Annotated in this window: 15 protein-coding genes; 6 read left to right on the top strand and 9 right to left on the bottom strand. The window is 68.7% G+C overall.

Annotated features, from left to right (window positions below):
- Nucleotides 1-93: 93 nt before the first annotated feature.
- From AC3WOE_RS06705 to AC3WOE_RS06695, 3 genes are all read right to left on the bottom strand, one after another.
- A complete protein-coding gene (locus AC3WOE_RS06705) occupies nucleotides 94-1,083 on the bottom strand; it encodes a substrate-binding domain-containing protein (protein ID WP_492689210.1) in 990 nt (329 codons plus the stop codon).
- 145 nt (nucleotides 1,084-1,228) lie between these two features.
- Nucleotides 1,229-2,083, bottom strand: coding sequence for a 23S rRNA (adenine(2030)-N(6))-methyltransferase RlmJ (locus tag AC3WOE_RS06700; RefSeq protein WP_492689208.1), 855 nt, complete (start codon nucleotides 2,081-2,083; stop codon nucleotides 1,229-1,231).
- Nucleotides 2,084-2,097: 14 nt separating this feature from the next.
- On the bottom strand, nucleotides 2,098-3,255 hold the full coding sequence (locus AC3WOE_RS06695) for a serine hydrolase domain-containing protein (protein ID WP_492689206.1): 1,158 nt from the start codon (nucleotides 3,253-3,255) through the stop codon (nucleotides 2,098-2,100).
- A gap of 135 nt (nucleotides 3,256-3,390) precedes the next feature.
- Between AC3WOE_RS06695 and AC3WOE_RS06690 the strand changes: the two genes are divergently transcribed.
- Both AC3WOE_RS06690 and AC3WOE_RS06685 read left to right on the top strand, forming a co-directional pair.
- On the top strand, nucleotides 3,391-4,473 hold the full coding sequence (locus tag AC3WOE_RS06690; RefSeq protein WP_492689205.1) for an alkene reductase: 1,083 nt from the start codon (nucleotides 3,391-3,393) through the stop codon (nucleotides 4,471-4,473).
- 112 nt (nucleotides 4,474-4,585) lie between these two features.
- On the top strand, nucleotides 4,586-5,857 hold the full coding sequence (locus AC3WOE_RS06685) for a PEP-CTERM sorting domain-containing protein (protein ID WP_492689203.1): 1,272 nt from the start codon (nucleotides 4,586-4,588) through the stop codon (nucleotides 5,855-5,857).
- Nucleotide 5,858: 1 nt separating this feature from the next.
- Here AC3WOE_RS06685 and AC3WOE_RS06680 read toward each other — a convergent pair whose 3' ends face one another.
- From AC3WOE_RS06680 to AC3WOE_RS06670, 3 genes are all read right to left on the bottom strand, one after another.
- Nucleotides 5,859-6,875 carry a C1 family peptidase gene (locus tag AC3WOE_RS06680; protein WP_492689201.1) on the bottom strand — a complete coding sequence of 339 codons (1,017 nt, stop codon included), beginning with the start codon at nucleotides 6,873-6,875 and terminating at the stop codon, nucleotides 5,859-5,861.
- Nucleotides 6,876-7,020: 145 nt separating this feature from the next.
- Nucleotides 7,021-8,163, bottom strand: a complete 1,143-nt coding sequence (locus AC3WOE_RS06675) for a hypothetical protein (protein WP_492689200.1) — start codon at nucleotides 8,161-8,163, stop codon at nucleotides 7,021-7,023.
- Nucleotides 8,163-8,729, bottom strand: a complete 567-nt coding sequence (locus AC3WOE_RS06670; RefSeq protein WP_492689198.1) for an MOSC domain-containing protein — start codon at nucleotides 8,727-8,729, stop codon at nucleotides 8,163-8,165. Before AC3WOE_RS06670 ends, AC3WOE_RS06675 begins: the two co-directional genes overlap by 1 nt.
- A gap of 179 nt (nucleotides 8,730-8,908) precedes the next feature.
- On the opposite strand from AC3WOE_RS06670, the gene AC3WOE_RS06665 reads away from it, so the two are divergent.
- Together AC3WOE_RS06665 and AC3WOE_RS06660 are read left to right on the top strand one after the other, a co-directional pair.
- A complete protein-coding gene (locus tag AC3WOE_RS06665; protein WP_492689196.1) occupies nucleotides 8,909-10,165 on the top strand; it encodes a cation:proton antiporter in 1,257 nt (418 codons plus the stop codon).
- The gene (locus tag AC3WOE_RS06660) at nucleotides 10,162-11,277 is read left to right on the top strand and encodes a YbdK family carboxylate-amine ligase (RefSeq protein WP_492689194.1); all 1,116 of its coding nucleotides are present in this window, start codon (nucleotides 10,162-10,164) and stop codon (nucleotides 11,275-11,277) included. The genes AC3WOE_RS06665 and AC3WOE_RS06660 overlap by 4 nt, the downstream gene beginning before the upstream one ends.
- A gap of 3 nt (nucleotides 11,278-11,280) precedes the next feature.
- Here the strand turns inward: AC3WOE_RS06660 and AC3WOE_RS06655 are convergent, their stop codons facing one another.
- Together AC3WOE_RS06655 and aptA are read right to left on the bottom strand one after the other, a co-directional pair.
- Nucleotides 11,281-12,771 (bottom strand): CoA-acylating methylmalonate-semialdehyde dehydrogenase, encoded by a 1,491-nt coding sequence (locus tag AC3WOE_RS06655; RefSeq protein ID WP_492689193.1) that lies wholly within the window; start codon nucleotides 12,769-12,771, stop codon nucleotides 11,281-11,283.
- Nucleotides 12,772-12,779: 8 nt separating this feature from the next.
- Nucleotides 12,780-14,123: an omega-aminotransferase AptA gene (gene aptA, locus AC3WOE_RS06650; protein ID WP_492689191.1), complete on the bottom strand. Its 1,344-nt coding sequence runs from the start codon at nucleotides 14,121-14,123 to the stop codon at nucleotides 12,780-12,782.
- Nucleotides 14,124-14,212: 89 nt separating this feature from the next.
- Here aptA and AC3WOE_RS06645 point away from each other — a divergent pair, with 89 nt between their 5' ends.
- Both AC3WOE_RS06645 and AC3WOE_RS06640 read left to right on the top strand, forming a co-directional pair.
- The gene (locus tag AC3WOE_RS06645) at nucleotides 14,213-15,136 is read left to right on the top strand and encodes a LysR family transcriptional regulator (RefSeq protein ID WP_492689189.1); all 924 of its coding nucleotides are present in this window, start codon (nucleotides 14,213-14,215) and stop codon (nucleotides 15,134-15,136) included.
- A gap of 292 nt (nucleotides 15,137-15,428) precedes the next feature.
- On the top strand, nucleotides 15,429-17,303 hold the full coding sequence (locus tag AC3WOE_RS06640) for a phosphoenolpyruvate carboxykinase (GTP) (protein ID WP_492689188.1): 1,875 nt from the start codon (nucleotides 15,429-15,431) through the stop codon (nucleotides 17,301-17,303).
- A 61-nt stretch (nucleotides 17,304-17,364) separates the two neighbouring features.
- Here the strand turns inward: AC3WOE_RS06640 and AC3WOE_RS06635 are convergent, their stop codons facing one another.
- A complete protein-coding gene (locus AC3WOE_RS06635) occupies nucleotides 17,365-17,583 on the bottom strand; it encodes a hypothetical protein (RefSeq protein WP_492689186.1) in 219 nt (72 codons plus the stop codon).
- Nucleotides 17,584-17,651 lie beyond the last annotated feature (68 nt).

Raw genomic sequence — 17,651 nt, 5'->3', positions numbered from 1 at the left:
GCGGCAGCCCATGCTGTGGCGTTCCCACAATCTAGGCAGCGGCGCGCGCAATCACAGGAGGGTTTTCACACAGCCTCGCTGCAAAGCCGCCCCTCACGTCGCGCGAACCACCAGCTCCGTCGGCATGATCTCGCTGGCTGCCACCTGGCCGGCTATGAGGTCCAGCACCTTGCGCGCCAGCAGCACGCCACCGTGGTGCCAGTCCTGGCGCACGCTGGTCAGCGGCGGCGCAAAGCTCTGGGCCGCGGGCGAGTCGTCGTAGCCGATCACCGAGACCGCATCGGGCACTGACAGGCCCGCATCCGTGAAGGCGCGCACCGCGCCCATGGCCAGCAGGTCGCTGGCGGCGAACAGGCCGTCGGGCGCCTTGCCGCCTTTCGCCAGATGGGCCTGCACGGCCGTGAAGCCGGCGCCGAAGGTGAAGGCCGCCGGCGTCAGCGTCTGACACTTGAGGCCGGATTTCTTCAGGGCCTTGGCAAAGCCCTGCTGGCGGTCGCGGATCTCGGCATGGCGCACGTCGCCCAGGAAGAGCAGCTCGCGCCGCTCGAGCGCGATCATGCGTTCGGCCGCGCAGGCACCGCCATGGGCGTTGTCGCCGCCGACGACGACCGAGTCGCTGCGGCCATGCTCTGCGCCCCAGACCACCATGGGCAGGCCCATGGCCGCGGCCGACTTCACCGCCGAGCCGTTGGCGCCCTGACCGAGCAGGATGAGGCCGTCGGCCGAAGCCGCCATGCCCTGGCCCGGGCTCTGCAGGGCCGACAGCAGCACGCTGAAGCCGCGCGAGGTCAGCTCCTGGGTGATGCCGCCCAGCAGCTGCAGCGGGTAGGCATCGGTCATGGGCCGGTCGGTGTCGGGCTGCATCTCCAGCATCACGGCCACCATATGGCTGCGGCGCAGGCGCAGATTGCGCGCATGGTGGTTGAAGCGGTAGCCGGCGGCCTCGGCCAGGGTCTTGATGCGCTCGCGCGTGGCCGGTGTGACCGAGGGGCTGTCGCGCAGCGCGCGCGAGACCGTGATGGTGGAGACGCCGGCCAGGGCGGCGATCTGCTCCATCGTGACCGGCTTGCTGTCCGTGGTCATGGGTACACCCTTCGGCCTACGGCCTTGCCTGGCCGACAGCGCGTCCAGGCGTTCGCCAGGCATGGGATGCCCACTGGGCATCCCATGTCCGGGCTTACTCCCGCCAGGCGGGAGCGAGCTTGCTTGGGACGGCCCGGCGCTGCGCTCATACCGCCTTCTGCTCGAGCACGTAGTTCGCGCCGTCGTACTGCCCCAGCTTCTCCACCAGCAGCGGCAGGCATTCGGCCAGCTCGTCGTGCAGCGTGAACGGCGGGTTGACGACGAGCATGCCGCTGCCCAGCATGCCGAAGCCGCGCTCGTCGGCCTGGGCCACCGTCAGCTGCGCATGCAACCAGCCCTTCTTGGCCATCGAGTCGGCACTGGCCTTCAGGCGCGGCAGCATCTGCGTGGATTCCAGCAGCTGCAGCTTGGGGTACCAGATCATGATCACCGTGTCGGAGGCGCGCTCCAGCGCCTCGCGCAGCGCGGCCAGCACCTTGGCGTAGTCGGTCTTGATCTCGTAGGACGGGTCCATCAGCAAGGCCGCGCGGCGCGTCGGCGACGGCAGCTCGGCCTTGATGGCGGAGAAGCCGTCGCGGTCGCTGACCTGGGTGTTGGGCCGGCTCTCCAGGTAGCTGGCGAGGATGCGGTGGTCGGTCGAATGCAGCTCGTAGGCGCGCAGGCGGTCGGTCTCGCGCAGCAGGAAGTTGGCAATCGCCGGCGAGCCCGGGTACTGGCGCAGCTGGCCGTCGGGGTTGAAGGCGCGCACCAGGCCCACATAGTCAGCCAGCGGCGCGGGCAGGTCCTTGCGGTCGTACAGCCTGGCAATGCCTTCGCCGTACTCGCCCTTCTTCTGCGCATAGCGGCCCTCGACCGAGTAGCCGCCGGCACCGGCGTGGGTGTCGATGAGGGTGTAGGGCTTGTCCTTTTCACCCATGTAGCGCAGCACGCGGGTCAGCACGAGGTGCTTGAGGACGTCGGCATGGTTGCCGGCATGAAAGGCGTGGCGGTAGGCGAGCATGGGGGCGATTGTCGCTAAGCCGCGCGAGCGAAGAGTCCCGCCACGGTGCTGGCGATGGGATCCGGGTCCACCGCCGTCTGGTTGGTCAACACCGCGACGGACCAGGATGGCGCGCCGAGGTAGCGCGCATAGGCACAGCGGTAACCGGGAATGAAGCCACCGTGACCGACCTTGGGCGCGCCCCAGGCGCTGCGGCTGACGATCCAGCCCAGGCCGTAGCGCAGTGGTCGGCCGTCCTCGCCCAGGCCCTGGTCCATGGGAACGGGCCGGGTCCACAAGGGGGACAGCGCCGCCGAATGCCCGCAAAGACCGGCATCCCAGCGCATCAGGTCGCGCAGGCTGAGCTGGATGCCGCCGCAGCCGTCGGCATAGAAGGCCTTCATGAAGGGCGGCAATTGCGCGCTGGCATCCACCACGCGGCCGTCGGCCTGCACCTGGCAGGGCGCGGCCATGTCGGCGAAACCGGCGTCGGCGGCCATGAAGCGTGCCGACGTCATGCCCAGCGGCTCGAAGATGCGCTCGCGCATCAGCTCCCGGTACGACCCGCCGGCGATGCGGCCCACCAGCATGCCCATCACGTTGAACCCGGCATTGCTATACAGAAAGCCCCGGCCCGGCGGCGCGTGCAGCGGGAAGGCCTGGAAGGCCGCCAGTTGCTCGGCCTCGGAGAAGGCCGCGCCGCCGCGGGCCTGGATCTGCCGGCGCAGCCCCGGGTCGGCCATCATGTCGTCGGGCCGGGTCGGGTCGCCGAGGCTGCGCAGGCCCGAGGTGCAGTTGAGCAACTGGCGCACGGTGATGGCTCGCCAGTGTGGCGGCAGCGGCCCCAGATGGCGCTGGATGGGGTCGTCCCAGCGCAGCCGGCCGTCCTGCACCAGCATCAGCGCCAGCTGCCCGAGAAAGGGCTTGGACAGGGAACCGAGGCAGAAACGCGTGTCCGCGTCGATGGCGCTGGCCTCAATCGGCCGCGCCTGGCCCCAGCAGCGCGTGACCACCGGCTGCCCGTCGCGCATGACGGCCAGGGCCAGACCCGGGACAGGTTGCGCCGCCAGCAGGTCGTCGACAAAGCGCTCGGCGCGCCGGGCGGCGGGTTCGGACTCGGCCCGGGCATCAACCAGGCCGGCGAGGCCCAGGGCGAGGAAGCCTCGGCGCGATGGGGTCACTATCGGATTCATAGAAAGATTCTGCAGGCGCCGGCATTGCAGTCGCGCTAACACATCCCACATCAACCGCACACAGCGAAAGGCCGGCGCCGCTTGCGTAGCCTCCTTCCCATCGCTCTCCCCATCGACTTTCCGACCGTCTTCACCATGACCACTCTTTTCGACCCCGTCCGCTTCGGCGACATCCAGCTGGCCAACCGCGTCGTCATGGCGCCGCTGACACGCAACCGCGCGACCCGGCAGATCCCCCACGCCCTGCACGTCGAGTACTACCGCCAGCGCGCCGGGGCCGGCCTCCTCATCACCGAGGCAACCCAGATCCGTCCCGACGGCCAGGGCTATTTCGACACCCCGGGCATCCACTCGCCCGAGCAGATCGCCGGCTGGAAGCAGGTCACCGACGCCGTGCATGAAGCCGGCGGCAAGATCGTCGTGCAGCTCTGGCATGTGGGCCGCATCTCGGTGAACAGCCTGCAGCCGGGCGGCCAGCAGCCGGTGTCGTCCACCAACCGCGCCGCCAAGACCAAGACCTATGCGGCCCATGGCGAGCTGGTGCCCACCGCCGAGCCGCGCGCGCTCGCCACCCACGAGATCCCGCAGCTGATCGCCGACTATGTGCAGGCCGCCAAGAACGCCATCGCGGCCGGCTTCGACGGCGTCGAGGTGCACAGCGCCAACGGCTATCTGCTCGACCAGTTCCTGCGTGACAGCGCCAACGACCGCAACGACGAGTACGGCGGCAGCATCGAGAACCGCGCCCGCCTGCTGATCGAGGTCATGACGGCCATCGCCGGCACCATCGGGGCCGGCCGCACGGCACTGCGCCTGTCGCCCGTCACGCCGAGCAACGACATCGGCCAGGACAGCAACCCGCAGGCCCTCTTCAACTATGTGGCCGAGCAGCTCGCACCCTTGAAGCTGGCCTTCCTGGAAGTGGTGGAAGGCGCCACCGGCGGCGCCCGCGACATCGCCCCCTTCGACTACGCCGAACTGCGCCGCCGCTTCAACGGCCCCTACATCGCCAACAACGGCTACGACCGCGGCATGGCCCTGGATGCCGTCGCCAGCAACCACGCCGACGCCGTCGCCATCGGCCGCCCCTTCATCAGCAACCCCGACCTCGTCGAGCGCATCCGCAGCGACCTGCCCTGGGCCGCGCCGCAAAAGGAGACCTTCTATGGCGGCGGTGCCGAGGGCTACACGGACTACCCGGTGCTGAAGCAGGCTTGATTCATACGTCGCCGATATGGCGATGCCCTGTTTCAGATATTTGACGCCTGAACGCGTGCTCTCCAGTATGGCGGCCGTCCTTGGGACGACCTCATAAAAACTGGAGACACGCATGAATCGCCTTCTCGCGCTGGCCTTGGTGACATCACTGGCCAGCCTCGCCGGGCCCGCCCTCGCGGCCGACCCGGTCAAGATCCTCTTCGTCGGCAACAGCTACACCTTCGGCCGCGTCGACCCGGTGCTGAGCTACAACGCTGGTGCCGTGCACGACCTGACGGCCGGCTTCAACGCCGTCAACCCGAGCGGCACCAACAGCTTTCCCCCCGGCACGGTGGGCCAGGGCAGCTTCGAGCCCCACCCCTGGGGCGGCGTGCCCGGCATCTTCAAGAAGATGACCGACGAGGCCGGCATGAACTACGACGTGTCGCTGTCGACGCGCAACGCGGCCTCGCTGCGCGGCCAGTTCCTGGACACGGCCAACAGCGACTGGAAGCTGCGCGAGAACGTCGCCACGCAGAAGTGGGACAGCGTCGTGCTGCAGGAGCAGAGCGACGCGGCCCTGCCCGCCGGCAGGGGCAAGAACGCCAACCTCGCCACCTTCAACGCCTACGCCGACCAGTTCGAGCGCTTCATCCACAACGGCGCGGCACAGAGCTACAAGGAGTCGACGTTGTTCGGCAGCCTGGCGGCCTGCACGGCGACGGGCCTGTCGTCCGGCAGCTGCAACACGACACGCACCATCGCCGCCAACCCCAACGCCAGCAGCAACACCAAGGTCTATCTGGAGGAGAGCTGGGCCCGGCCCGACATGGTCGAGGCCCACAAGGTCACGACGCCCGACCTCAACAGCGCTGACGGACGGCCCATCGTCGACGCCAGCGGCGGCAACGCCACGCTCTACTACAACAGCCTGGCCGGCATGACGGCCGATCTGCACGACTCCTTCTATGCCAAGGCCGCGTCCAACCCGGGCTTTGCCGGCGTCGTGCCGGTGGGCGATGCCTTCCAGCGTGCCGTCGACCAGGGCCTGGCCCAGGGCAGCGGCTTCTACAACGCGAGCGGCACGTTTGCCGAGACGGCGGGCGCACTCAACCTCTGGTGGCTGGACCGCACCCACGCGAGCAAATACGGCTCCTATCTTTCGGCCCTGACGCTGTTCGGCAGCATCACCGGCCACGACCCGTTGAGCCTGGGGCTGGGCGAGCAGGCCGCCGTCGACCTCGGCATCGACGCGACGACGGCGCGTGCGCTGCAGCGCGTGGCCAGCCAGCAGCTCGGCTTCACGACCGCCGTGCCCGAGCCGCAGAGCCTGGCCCTGCTGCTGGCGGGTCTGGGTGTGATCGCCTTGAGGACCGGCAAGCGCCGCAGCGGCGTGCCGGCCTGATTCAGCGGACCTCCATCACGTCCTCGATGACGTAGGCGACCTCGAGGATGCGCTTGAGGTCGCTGTCGCGGATGACCAGGGTGCCCTTGTCGCCCCATTCAGGGCCCCACATGTTCGCGAGACGGAACTCGGCCTTGGCCTGATCGAAGCCGACGACGGCCATGCTGTGGCCGCCGGTGGGGCGCAGCGGCGTGCGGATGACGACGCGGCCATCGGCACCGACCCGGTCGAAGTCCTCGGTGACGCTGAGCTGCACCACGGGCAGCTGCCCGGCCTGCATCGCACTGACGAGGGCCTCGGGCTTGCTGTCCAGCTTGCGAAACTTGCTGACCTTGTACGCCGGCTTCACCGAGGCCGCCGGGGCGGGACCGGCGTAGGGCCATTGCGACTCCAGCCAGGCGCCCACCTGCTGCGCACCCTTGAGGCCGCCGACGACGCTGCTGCCCTCGTAATCCTCGCCCGGCCATTCATCGAACTTGCGCGCCGTGACAAAGAGCCCGCGCGCCGAGATCGTCACCTTGCGGTTGAACTTGCTCTTGATGGCGGCCTGCAGCGCATAGGCGACGGAGAAGCCGATGGTGGTGCCTTCGCTGCCCTGGTTGCGGATGGCGCCCATCGCGTCGCGCAGGTCCAGCAGCAGCGCCGGGCCCGCCGCCGAGGCACTGGCCGACCGGTACTCCGGCGCCACCATGGTCATCTTCATGTACTCCTCGCGCCGCTGCGCCACCTCCTTGCGGTTGCCCTCCATCTCCTTCTCGAAGTCGGCCAGCATGCGCGTCACCTTCTCCGAGGCCTCCTTCTCCTTGCGCGCGATCTCGTTCTCGAACTTGGTCTCGATGCCCTTGCGCACCTCGTCCAGGCCCTTGAGGCCGACCAGCGTCAACACGACGGTGGCCGCGCCGAAATAGGCCAGGATGCGGGACTTGGCCTTCTCGGCGACCTTGTACGACCAGTAGTCGTCCCAGTCGGGATCCTTGGGGCGGGCGGGCGCCGGGGCAGCGTCGTCTGCAGATGTCATGCGGGCCTTCCTGCCTGGCGTCAATGCCAGCTGCGAAGGATTCTTGTCGCCATGCGCGCGCGGCTCATCCTCAACGCGGAGGAGAGGTGGCCCTCCACAGGATCGAACCAGGACGTGGCGGCGTGGCCGGCAGATGAATGCGGCTTCAGGTCTGGAAGGCGCCGGGGCTGCGCGCCGGACCGTCCAGCGCTTGCGTCGTGTGCGGGTGGCGGTACTCACGCGAGGGCGCCAGCCTGAGGCCGCCCCCCTCGCCCGCGTCGGCTGCCTTGCCGCGCAATGACGAATCCGGTTTGAGCCGGTAGTCGTCGCGCGCCGCGCGCACGAACTCATCCCAGTCGGCCGCGAAGTTGGCGCGCCGCGTCCAATGCCCCTCGGCCGCCAGCTTCGGGCCGCCGACCAGCAGGTTGTTGGCCAGCACCACCTCGGCTTGGGGCGGCGTCACGCGCAGCCAGATGCCACCATTCACGCCATTGCTCGGCAGCTGGTCCACCAGCGTGTTGTTGACGAGGTAGAGGGCCTGCTTCTCCCATTTGGCGCCCTCGACGCCGAAGGAGATCACATGCGGGTTCTCGGTCGTCGAACTCTGGACGATGAGATTGCCCATGACGACGGCGATGCCGCCGTTGGGGAACTCCAGCTCATAGCTGGCGCGGCCGCCGATCTCGTCGCTGAGGCGGTTGTAGAGGATGTGGTTCAGCGCCGCGCGGCTCTTCAGCAGATGGCCGAGCTTGCCGTGATGGAAATAGCTGCCCGTGACGGCGAGGCGCCTGATGGCGCCGACATAGAGGTTGTGCGTCTTGCCCTCGCGCAGCGCGATGGGGCCGAAGTCGCAGTCGACGATGTCGAGCTCGATGCTCTCGTCGTTGGCCGTCAGCAGGCCGTTCTCGTTGTCGACGAAGCCGCAGTCCACCAGGGTCAGCGAGCCTGCCTCGACGCGGATGCCGGCACCGTTGCGGTCGGGCACGGCGGCGCCGATGAAGTCGAAGCCCTCGATGCGCTGACGCCGGCCCGTCGTGACGAAGAGGCCTTTGCCCTGGGCATGGGCGCCATTGGCGAGCAGCCGCACGCGGCCGCCGACGGCACGCAGCGTCAGCTCGTGCTGGCGCCAGACCGCGACGTCGGCCACATAGTCGCCGGCGTCGACCTCGACGAGCGTGCCGTCACGGGCCTGCCGCGCCGCGGCGGCCAAAGACTTGATGGCACGCCGCGGGCCGACCTGCAGCACCGGACCCGCCCGGGCGGCGATGGGCAGCAGGCCGGCGGCGGCCAACAGCTGGCGGCGACGCATCAGCCCTTCTTCTTCATCTTGGCCTTGAAGAGCTCGACGATGCCGACTTCACGCGGGCCAGGAATCAGCTCGAAGCTGTCGCCGGCGGCGATCGAGCCCGCGCGCTTCACGGCCAGGTAGAAGCCGCACCAACCGCTCTGGGCCATCAGCTTGGCGGCCTGGTTGAAGCCCATGTGGGCATTGAACTTGAAGCAGGGGTAGCGCGGCTCGGAGACGACGAGTTCGCAGTCCGGGAAGCGCAGCACGTCGCCGATCCAGACCTGGCTTTCCAGCAGGCCCGACAGCGTCAGGTTCTCGCCGCAGTCGCCGGGCTGCAGGGCGCCCTCGACCTTGGCCTGGCCGCGCACCGTCGTCCAGAAGGCGTAGTGCTCCTGCGGATAGGCATAGACCGCCTTGGACAGGCCACCATGCACGCTGAGGTCGGCCTGCTCATCGCCCTCCAGGCTCAGCGCGTGCACGCCGACACGACCCGCGCGCGGGCGCTTGCGGATGGCGGAATCCAGGGACTCGCCCGTCGTGGCGACGAAATGCTCGACGCGGGCGGTATTCACGCTGAGGACTTGCATGTCAGGGGCGCCCGGCCGCCCGAAGGCACTGACGCGCCCCCTCGGGGGGGCAGCGAGCAAAGCGAGCGTGGGGGTTGTTTCATGCCCCCCATTCTCCAGGAGGCTTTTCGGCGTGTTGGCCTACAAGGCCGGTCGAACCGCCCATCTAGGCTTGCGCAAAAACCTCCAAGGGAGAGCCTATGAATGCACTCGACAGCGGCGCCAGGGTCTGGGCCGGGCTGGCGGTGGCCCCCTCCAGCGCGCTGATGTTCGTCGTCGGCGTGCTGCTGGCCGGCGCACTTGCCGGCGAATTCATTGCCGCGACGACGCGGCTGCCGCGCGTGGTCGGCTACACGCTGGCGGGCTGCGTGGCAGCCGCCTTCGGTCATGGCGTGGCCATGCCGCTGTCCGGCGCGGCGCAGACCGTCACCGACCTCGCCCTGGGCCTGCTGCTGTTCGAGATCGGCTGCCGCGTGCACCTGCGCTGGCTGGTTCGCAACCCGGGCCTGGCCCTGACCAGCCTGGCCGAGGCCTTGTGCAGCGCCGTGGCGGTGGCCCTGGTGCTGCGCCTCTTCGACCTGGGCTGGCAGACCGCCGTGGCCTGCGCCATCCTGGCCATGCCGGCACCGGCCGCCGTGTCGGGCCGCGTGTCGCTGGAGCTCGGTGCCGAGGGTCAGGTCACGCAGCGCGCCTCGGTGCTGACGGCCTTGAACACGCTGTATGCCGTCATCGCGCTGACGCTGATGCGCACCTGGTGGGCAGCCGACGATGGCGGCAGCCTGCCGCAGGCCCTCGCGGGCCTGGCCATCTCGTTGCTGACGACGCTCGGCGTCGCCGCACTGCTGGCCGGTGCGACCTATCTGGCCGCACGCCGCCTGGACCTGCGCAACCAGAGCGCGGCCCTGCTGGTGTTCGGCCTGGTGGCCTTTGCCATCGTCGCGGCGCGCGCCATCGGCGTATCGACGCTGCTGATGCCGCTGCTGGCCGGCCTGCTGCTGCGCAACACCAGCGAGCGCCCCTGGGTCTGGCCGCGCCACTTCGGCACGTCGGGCGGGGCGCTGGTGCTGATGCTCTTCGTCATCGTCGGCTCGGCCTGGTCGCCCAAGATCCTCGTGGCCGGCGGCTTCGCGGCCCTGGCCCTGCTGGCGGCGCGCTTCATCGCCAAGACCCTCGCCGTCGTGGCGCTGGCGCCGCTGGCCAAGGCGAGCTGGCGGCAGGGCCTGGCCCTGTCCATCACGATGACGCCGCTGTCGGCCACGGCCCTGGTCATGCTCAGCGAGCTGATGCGCGCCGAGCCCGAGCTGGCCGCCGGTGCCGTGCCCATCATCCTGGCCAGCATCGCGGTACTGGAGCTGCTCGGTCCCATCGCCGTGCAGTTCGCGCTGCGCCTGGCGGGCGAGCTGCCACCGGCGCCCAAGCGCCGCAAGAACAACAGCAAGGAGGGCAGCACGCCATGAGCCTGGGTGAATTTTCCAAATCGCAGCCGCTGACGCTGGGCGTCGAGCTGGAGCTGCAGATCGTCAACAGCCACGACTACGACCTCGCGCCGGTGTCGGGCGACCTGCTGCGGCTGATGGAGAAGCGCAGCATCCCGGGCGACGTGAAGCCCGAGATCACCAGCAGCATGATCGAGCTCGCCACCGGCGTGTGCACCGGCTTCGGCCAGGTGCTGTCGGAGCTGGGCCAGATCCGCGATGCGCTGGTGGACTGCGCCGATCGCCTGGACGTCTGCCTGGTGGGCGGCGGCACCCACCCCTTCCAGCATTGGAAGCGTCAGCGCATCTTCGAGACGCCGCGCTTTCACGAGCTGTCGTCGCTGTACGGCTATCTGTCCAAGCAGTTCACCATCTTCGGCCAGCATGTCCACATCGGCTGCCCGAGCGCCGACGAGGCCCTGGTGCTGCTGCATGGCATGAGCCGCTTCATCCCCCACCTGATCGCGCTGGCGGCCTCCTCACCGTTTGTGCAGGGCGAGGACACCGGCTTCGACTCGGCAAGGCTGAATTCGGTCTTCGCCTTCCCGCTGTCGGGCCGCGCGCCCTTCGTGCAGAGCTGGACCGACTTCGAGGCCTTCTTCGCCAAGATGACGCGCACCGGCGTCGTCTCGGGCATGAAGGACTTCTACTGGGACATCCGCCCCAAGCCCGAGTTCGGCACCATCGAGGTCCGCGTGCTGGACACGCCGCTGACCATCGAGAAGGCCGCCGCCCTGGCCGGCTTCATCCAGTGCCTGGCGCGCTGGATCACGGTGGAGAAGCCCTTCACGCTCAGCGAAGACGACTACCTGCCCTACACCTTCAACCGCTTCCAGGCCTGCCGCTTCGGCCTGGACGGCACCTTCGTCGACCCCGAGACCGGCGAGCACCGCGTGCTGCGCGACGACCTCATCGCCGTGCTGAGCAAGCTGGACACCCATGCCGGCGACCTGCACGCCGAGGCCGCGCTGCAATACATGCGGCGCGAGATCAACGGCATCGGCAACGACGCCACCTGGCTGCGGCGCGTCGAGGAAGAGAGCCATCTGCTGCCCGAGGTGATCCGGCGCGCCGCCAGGCGCTGGCACGGCTAGGGCTTACTTGCTGCTCGGGAAGGCGAACACCGCCTGCTCGCGCACGCCCGACGAGGGCCAGCGCTGGGTGATCTGCTTGCGCCGCGTGTAGAAGCGCACGGCGTCCGGCCCATAGGCATTCAGGTCGCCGAACAGCGAGCGCTTCCAGCCGCCGAAGGAGTGATAGGCCACCGGCACCGGCAGCGGCACGTTGACGCCCACCATGCCGACCAGGATGTGGTCGGTGAAGTGGCGCGCCGTCTCGCCGTCGCGCGTGAAGATGCAGGTCCCGTTGCCGTATTCGTGGGCGTCGATCATCGCCATCGCCGCCTGCAGGCTCTCGACGCGCACGATGCCCAGCACCGGGCCGAAGATCTCCTCCTGGTAGATGCGCATGCCGGGCTGCACGCGGTCGAACAGGCAGGGGCCGAGGAAATAGCCTTGCTCGTGCCCGGCCACCGTCAGGCCGCGACCGTCGACGACGAGTTCGGCACCTTCGGCCACGCCCTGGTCGACATAGCCGCGCACCTTCTCCAGATGGGCCTTGTTGACCAGCGGCCCCATGTCGCAGCCGGCCTCGCGGCCCGCGCCGACCTTCATGCGCGCGATCTCGGCAATGAGCTTCTCGCGCACGGCATCGGCCGTCGCGTCGCCCACCGCCACCACCAGCGGGATGGCCATGCAGCGCTCGCCGCAGGAGCCGAAGGCAGCGCCCATCAGCGCCGTCACGGCGTTGTCGAGATCGGCATCGGGCATGACGACGGCATGGTTCTTGGCGCCGCCCAGGGCCTGCACGCGCTTGCCGTGCCTGGTGCCGGTCGCATAGATGTACTCGGCGATGGGCGTCGAGCCGACGAAGCTGACGGCCTGCACGCGCGGGTCGGTCAGCAGCGTGTCGACGGCCTCCTTGTCGCCGTTGACGACGTTCAGCACGCCCGGCGGCAGGCCGGCTTCCTGGGCCAGTTGGGCGATGTAGAGAGTGCTGCTGGGGTCGCGCTCCGAGGGCTTGAGGATGAAGCTGTTGCCGCAGGCGACGGCCATGGGCCACATCCACAGCGGCACCATGGCCGGGAAGTTGAAGGGCGTGATGCCGGCGCACACGCCGAGAGACTGGAACTCCGACCACGCGTCGATGCCCGGGCCGACGTTGCGGCTGTGCTCGCCCTTCAGCAGTTCAGGTGCGTAGCTGGCGTACTCGACGTTCTCGATGCCGCGCTGCAGTTCGCCCAGGCTGTCCGCCAGCACCTTGCCATGCTCGTCGGTGATGAGGCGGCAGATGGTGTCGGCATGGGCCTCGAGCAGTTCCTTGAAGCGGGTCAGCACGCGGGCGCGCTTGAGCGGCGGCGTGTTGCGCCAGGCCGGGTAGGCCGCCTGCGCGGCCGCGATGGCCGCCTCGACGGTGACGCGGTCCGCCAGGCGCACCTGGCCGCCGACCTGGCCGGTGGCGGGGTTGAAGACATCGGCCGAGCGGCTGCCGCCGTCGACCTGCTGGCCGTTGATGAGATGGGTGATCACGAGGAGGCTCAGGCGGTGGCGTTGAAGCAGTCGCCGAGGGCCGACACCAGGGTGTCGATCTCGGCTGCCGTGCTGATGAAGGGGGGCGCGAGCTGGATGGTGTCGCCGCCGTAGCGGACGTAGAAGCCCTTGCGGTACATGGCCATGGCGATGTCGAAGGGGCGCTTGGCCGGCTCGCCGGGCAGCGGCGCGACGGTGATGCCGGCGGCCAGGCCGAAGTTGCGGATGTCGGCCACATGCTTGACGCCCTTGAGGCCATGCACGGCGGTCTCGAAGGTCGACGCCAGCGCCTTCACGCGCTCCAGCGAATGCTCACGCTCCAGCAGGTCCAGCGAGGCGAGGCCCGCGGCGCAGGCCACCGGGTGGGCCGAGTAGGTGTAGCCGTGCGGGAACTCCAGCATGTAGTCGGGCCCGCCCTGGGCCATGAAGACGTCGTGGATCTCCTGTTTGGCGACGACGACTCCGAGGGGCTGCACGCCATTGGTGATCTGCTTGGCGGCGGTCAGGATGTCGGGCGTCACGCCGAAGGCCTCGGCGCCCGTCCACGCGCCGGTGCGGCCGAAGCCGGTGATGACCTCGTCGAAGATCAGCAGGATGTTGTGGGCCGTGCAGATCTCGCGCAGGCGCTGCAGATAGCCCACCGGCGGGATGACGACGCCGGCCGAACCCGAGAAAGGCTCGACGATGACGGCGGCGATATTGCTGGCGTCGTGCAGGGCGATCAGCTGCAGCAGCTCGTCAGCCAGGGCCGCGCCCATCGGGCCCTCCTGCGGCGGCATGCCCTTGAAGAAGCTGCCGTTGGGCGGCTGGGTGTGGGGCAGGTGGTCGGCCTCGATGGCCTGTCCGAAGGTCTTGCGGTTGCCCACCATGCCGCCGACCGAGATGCCGCCGAAGTTGACGCCGTGATAGCCCTTGGCGCGGCCGATCAACCGCGTCTTGCCGGCCTGGCCCTTGGCGCGCCAGTAGGCCCGCGCCATCTTCAGTGCCGTGTCGGCCGATTCCGAACCCGAGCCGGTGAAGAAGACGCGATTCAGGCCGGCGGGCATCTTCTCGACGATCTTGTTGGCCAGTTCGAAGGACAGCGGGTGGCCGAACTGGAAGGCCGGCGAATAGTCCAGCTCGCGCGCCTGGCGGCTGAGGGCGTCGACGATCTCGGTGCGGCCATGGCCCAGGCCCGTGCACCACAGGCCCGAGAGGCCATCGAAGACGCGCCGGCCATCGTCTGTGCGGTAGTAGGCGCCTTCGGCACCGGTCAGCAGGCGCGGGTTGGCCTTGAACTCGCGGTTGCCCGTGAAGGGCATCCAGTGGGCGTCCATCCAGCCCTCGGGGCGATGGTTTGCGGAAGGAGACATGGGCAAGGGCTCCGAAGAACGATGCGCGCATGCTGCCCGCCGAATCGCTTGCAGAGAATGGCAAGATATCAATGTTCACTTGACTTGATATGAAAGCAAAAACGCCCCCGCTGCCCGGCCAGATCGCCGATGTCGACCTGCGGCTGCTGCGCGTCTTCAAGGCAGTGGTGGAGTGCGGCGGCATGGCGGCCGCCGAGCTGGAACTCAACGTGGGCATGCCGACCATCAGCCGGCAGATCAAGGACCTGGAAGAGCGCCTGGGCCTGGTGCTGTGCCGCCGCGGCCGCGCCGGCTTTGCGCTGACGGCCGAGGGCGCCGAGCTCTATGCCGCCGCCCTGCAGCTGCTGGCCGCGACGACCGACTTCCGCGCCCGGCTGGAAGACATCCACCACCAGGTCAGCGGCGACCTGCACGTGGCCCTGTTCGAGAAGACGGTCAGCAACCCCGCCTGCCATATCGACCAGGCCCTGGAGCAGTTCCACCGTGCCGCGCCGGGCGTCAAGCTGCACCTGCATGTCGGCACCATCACCACCATCGAGCAGGGCGTGCTGGCAGGCCAGTTCCAGGTCGGCGTCATCCCCGAGCACCGGCGCTCCGACAGCCTGGCCTACCGGTCGCTGTTCGGCGAGACCATGCATCTCTATGCCGGCAGCCACCACCCCTGGTTCGCCGATGAGCGCCGCTTCAAGTGGGCCGACCTGCGGCGCCAGAAGCTGGTCGGCCTGGGCTATCACTCACCGAACATGCTGCTGGCCCACCACCGCAAGCTGGAGCGCCAGGCCACGGCGTCGGACCAGGAAGCCGTGGCCACGCTGGTCCTGACCGGCTGCTTCGTCGGCTTCCTGCCCGATCACTATGCCCGGCCCTTTGTCGAAGCCGGCCGCATGCGCGCGGTGTCCCCGGGCGAGCTCAGCTACGAATGCCGCTTCGCCAGCATCCACCGCAACGACCCGACCCCGACCCGGGCGGCGTGGATGTTGTTGCAGGCGCTGGAGCTGGCGCACGCGGGATAGGCCGCCGGCGGTGGCAAGCCATTCTTGAGGCTTCGTCGCCAGACAACGCTGCCACCCCAAAAGTTGCACGGAGTTTCAGCGCGCCTTCGCGCAAACCCTAGGCCCACTTCGCCACAGCCGTGAGCCTCTCTCCCATGACAGCATGGCGTTATTCCTGTTTTGCATGACCCCACCGACCCGGGTGGTTACGGCGTGATTACATTGGATTCGACAATCCACCTCCCGAGGTTCGGTGTGCTTGGGCCAGCTCGCTGGCTGCCCCAAACACATTCCCATGATTGGAGCTTTCGCCATGAACCAACCCGCCATGCAGGGCCTGAGGCTGAACCTGCCTGCCTATGTGAAACACGCCCGGCTGATCGCCTGGGTGGCCGAAATTGCGGCGCTGACCGAAGCGGCCGACGTCTACTGGTGTGACGGCAGCACCGAGGAATACCAGCGCCTGTGCGACCAGCTCGTCGCCGCCGGCACCTTCAAGAAGCTCAACCCGGCCCTGCGCCCGGGCAGCTATCTGGCCAATTCCGACCCCAGCGACGTGGCCCGCGTCGAGGACCGCACCTTCATCTGCTCGCAGAACAAGGAAGACGCCGGCCCGACCAACAACTGGATGGCCCCGGCCGCCATGCGCGACCTGCTGCAGACCGGCGAGCAGGCCCTGTTCAAGGGCTGCATGCGCGGCCGCACCCTCTACGTCGTGCCCTTCAGCATGGGCCCGCTGGGCAGCCCCATCGCCCACATCGGCGTGGAGCTGAGCGACAGCCCCTACGTCGCCGTCAACATGCGCACCATGACGCGCATGGGCCGCGCCGTCGTCGAGCTGCTCGGCACCGACGGCGACTTCGTCCCCTGCGTGCACACCGTGGGCGCACCGCTGGAAGCTGACCAGGCCGATGTGTCCTGGCCTTGCAACAAGACCAAGTACATCGTCCACTTCCCTGAGACGCGCGAGATCTGGAGCTATGGCTCGGGCTACGGCGGCAATGCCCTGCTGGGCAAGAAGTGCTTCGCGCTGCGCATCGCCTCCACCATGGGCCGCGACCAAGGCTGGCTGGCCGAGCACATGCTGGTGCTGGGCGTCGAAAGCCCCGCCGGCAAGAAGATGCATGTCGCCGCCGCCTTCCCCAGCGCCTGCGGCAAGACCAATTTCGCCATGCTGATCCCGCCCAAGGCCTTCGCCGGCTGGAAGATCACCACCATCGGCGACGACATCGCCTGGATCAAGCCGCATGCCGACGGCAAGCTCTACGCCATCAACCCCGAGGCCGGCTATTTCGGCGTCGCCCCGGGCACGAACTCGCACACCAACCCCAACTGCATGGCCAGCCTGGAGCGCGACGTGATCTTCACGAACGTGGCGCTGACCGATGACGGCGACGTCTGGTGGGAAGGCATGAGCGACACGCCGCCGGCCCATTGCATCGACTGGCAGGGCAAGGACTGGACGCCGGCCCTCGCCAAGGAGACCGGCGCCAAGGCCGCCCACCCCAACGCCCGCTTCACCGTCGCCGCGACCAACAACCCGGCCCTGGACGCCAACTGGGACAACCCCGCCGGCGTGGCCATCGACGCCTTCATCTTCGGCGGCCGCCGCTCCACCACGGTGCCGCTGGTGACCGAGGCCCGCGACTGGACCGAAGGCGTCTACATGGCCGCCACCATGGGTTCGGAGACCACCGCCGCGGCCGCCGGCCAGCAGGGCGTGGTGCGCCGCGACCCCTTCGCCATGCTGCCCTTCATGGGCTACAACATGAGCGACTACTTCCAGCACTGGCTGAACCTGGGCGCCAAGCTGCAAGCCTCGGGTGCCAAGCTGCCCGCCATCTACTGCGTCAACTGGTTCCGCAAGGGCGCCGACGGCAAGTTCGTCTGGCCGGGCTATGGCGAGAACATGCGCGTGCTGAAGTGGATGCTGGACCGCCTGGAAGGCACCGGCGGTGGCGAGGAACATGTCTTCGGCGTGACGCCGGGCTATGCCGACCTGAATTGGGACGGCCTGGACTTCTCGCAGCAGCAGTTCGATACCGTCACCCGCATCGACGCCGCCGAGTGGCAGGCCGAGATGAAGCTGCACGACGAGCTGTTCGCCCAGCTCGCCTTCCATCTCCCCGCTGCGCTGCCGGCCGTCAAGGCCCGCATCGAAGAGCGCCTCGCCCAAGAGGCCCGCTGAGCTTTCCCCTGTTCTTTCCGGTGCAACACTTCAACGGGCGCTCAGGCGCCCGTTTTTTTCTTCAGCGCCGGCCGCCGAACACCAGCAGCAGGCCGCCCACGGCAATGGCGCCCACGCCCAGCCAGACCGGCACATTGACCTGTTCCTTCTCCTTGGCCGAGACCTCCAGCGAACCCAGCTTCACAACGGTCTTGTCCTTGGTGTAGCTGAAGCCGCCCATGGCGAGGCTGGCCGCGCCAACGACGAGCAGCACGATGGCGATGATGCGAGTGAATCCCATGTCGTTCTCCTTGCTTTGAGGAGACGTCAGGCTAAGGGCGATGCCCTGTGACAAACGGTGTCCGACGG

This window comes from Roseateles sp. FW305-36, from assembly GCF_058787015.1.
Note: the sequence above shows the minus strand (reverse complement) of the source record. Positions and strands in the feature narration are given on the sequence as shown.

Coding starts and splice junctions, on each gene's coding strand:
- AC3WOE_RS06705 (WP_492689210.1), bottom strand. CDS start 1,083: ATGACCACGGACAGCAAGCCGGTCACGATGGAGCAGATCGCCGCCCTG.
- AC3WOE_RS06700 (WP_492689208.1), bottom strand. CDS start 2,083: ATGCTCGCCTACCGCCACGCCTTTCATGCCGGCAACCATGCCGACGTC.
- AC3WOE_RS06695 (WP_492689206.1), bottom strand. CDS start 3,255: ATGAATCCGATAGTGACCCCATCGCGCCGAGGCTTCCTCGCCCTGGGC.
- AC3WOE_RS06690 (WP_492689205.1), top strand. CDS start 3,391: ATGACCACTCTTTTCGACCCCGTCCGCTTCGGCGACATCCAGCTGGCC.
- AC3WOE_RS06685 (WP_492689203.1), top strand. CDS start 4,586: ATGAATCGCCTTCTCGCGCTGGCCTTGGTGACATCACTGGCCAGCCTC.
- AC3WOE_RS06680 (WP_492689201.1), bottom strand. CDS start 6,875: ATGACATCTGCAGACGACGCTGCCCCGGCGCCCGCCCGCCCCAAGGAT.
- AC3WOE_RS06675 (WP_492689200.1), bottom strand. CDS start 8,163: ATGCGTCGCCGCCAGCTGTTGGCCGCCGCCGGCCTGCTGCCCATCGCC.
- AC3WOE_RS06670 (WP_492689198.1), bottom strand. CDS start 8,729: ATGCAAGTCCTCAGCGTGAATACCGCCCGCGTCGAGCATTTCGTCGCC.
- AC3WOE_RS06665 (WP_492689196.1), top strand. CDS start 8,909: ATGAATGCACTCGACAGCGGCGCCAGGGTCTGGGCCGGGCTGGCGGTG.
- AC3WOE_RS06660 (WP_492689194.1), top strand. CDS start 10,162: ATGAGCCTGGGTGAATTTTCCAAATCGCAGCCGCTGACGCTGGGCGTC.
- aptA (WP_492689191.1), bottom strand. CDS start 14,123: ATGTCTCCTTCCGCAAACCATCGCCCCGAGGGCTGGATGGACGCCCAC.
- AC3WOE_RS06645 (WP_492689189.1), top strand. CDS start 14,213: ATGAAAGCAAAAACGCCCCCGCTGCCCGGCCAGATCGCCGATGTCGAC.
- AC3WOE_RS06640 (WP_492689188.1), top strand. CDS start 15,429: ATGAACCAACCCGCCATGCAGGGCCTGAGGCTGAACCTGCCTGCCTAT.
- AC3WOE_RS06635 (WP_492689186.1), bottom strand. CDS start 17,583: ATGGGATTCACTCGCATCATCGCCATCGTGCTGCTCGTCGTTGGCGCG.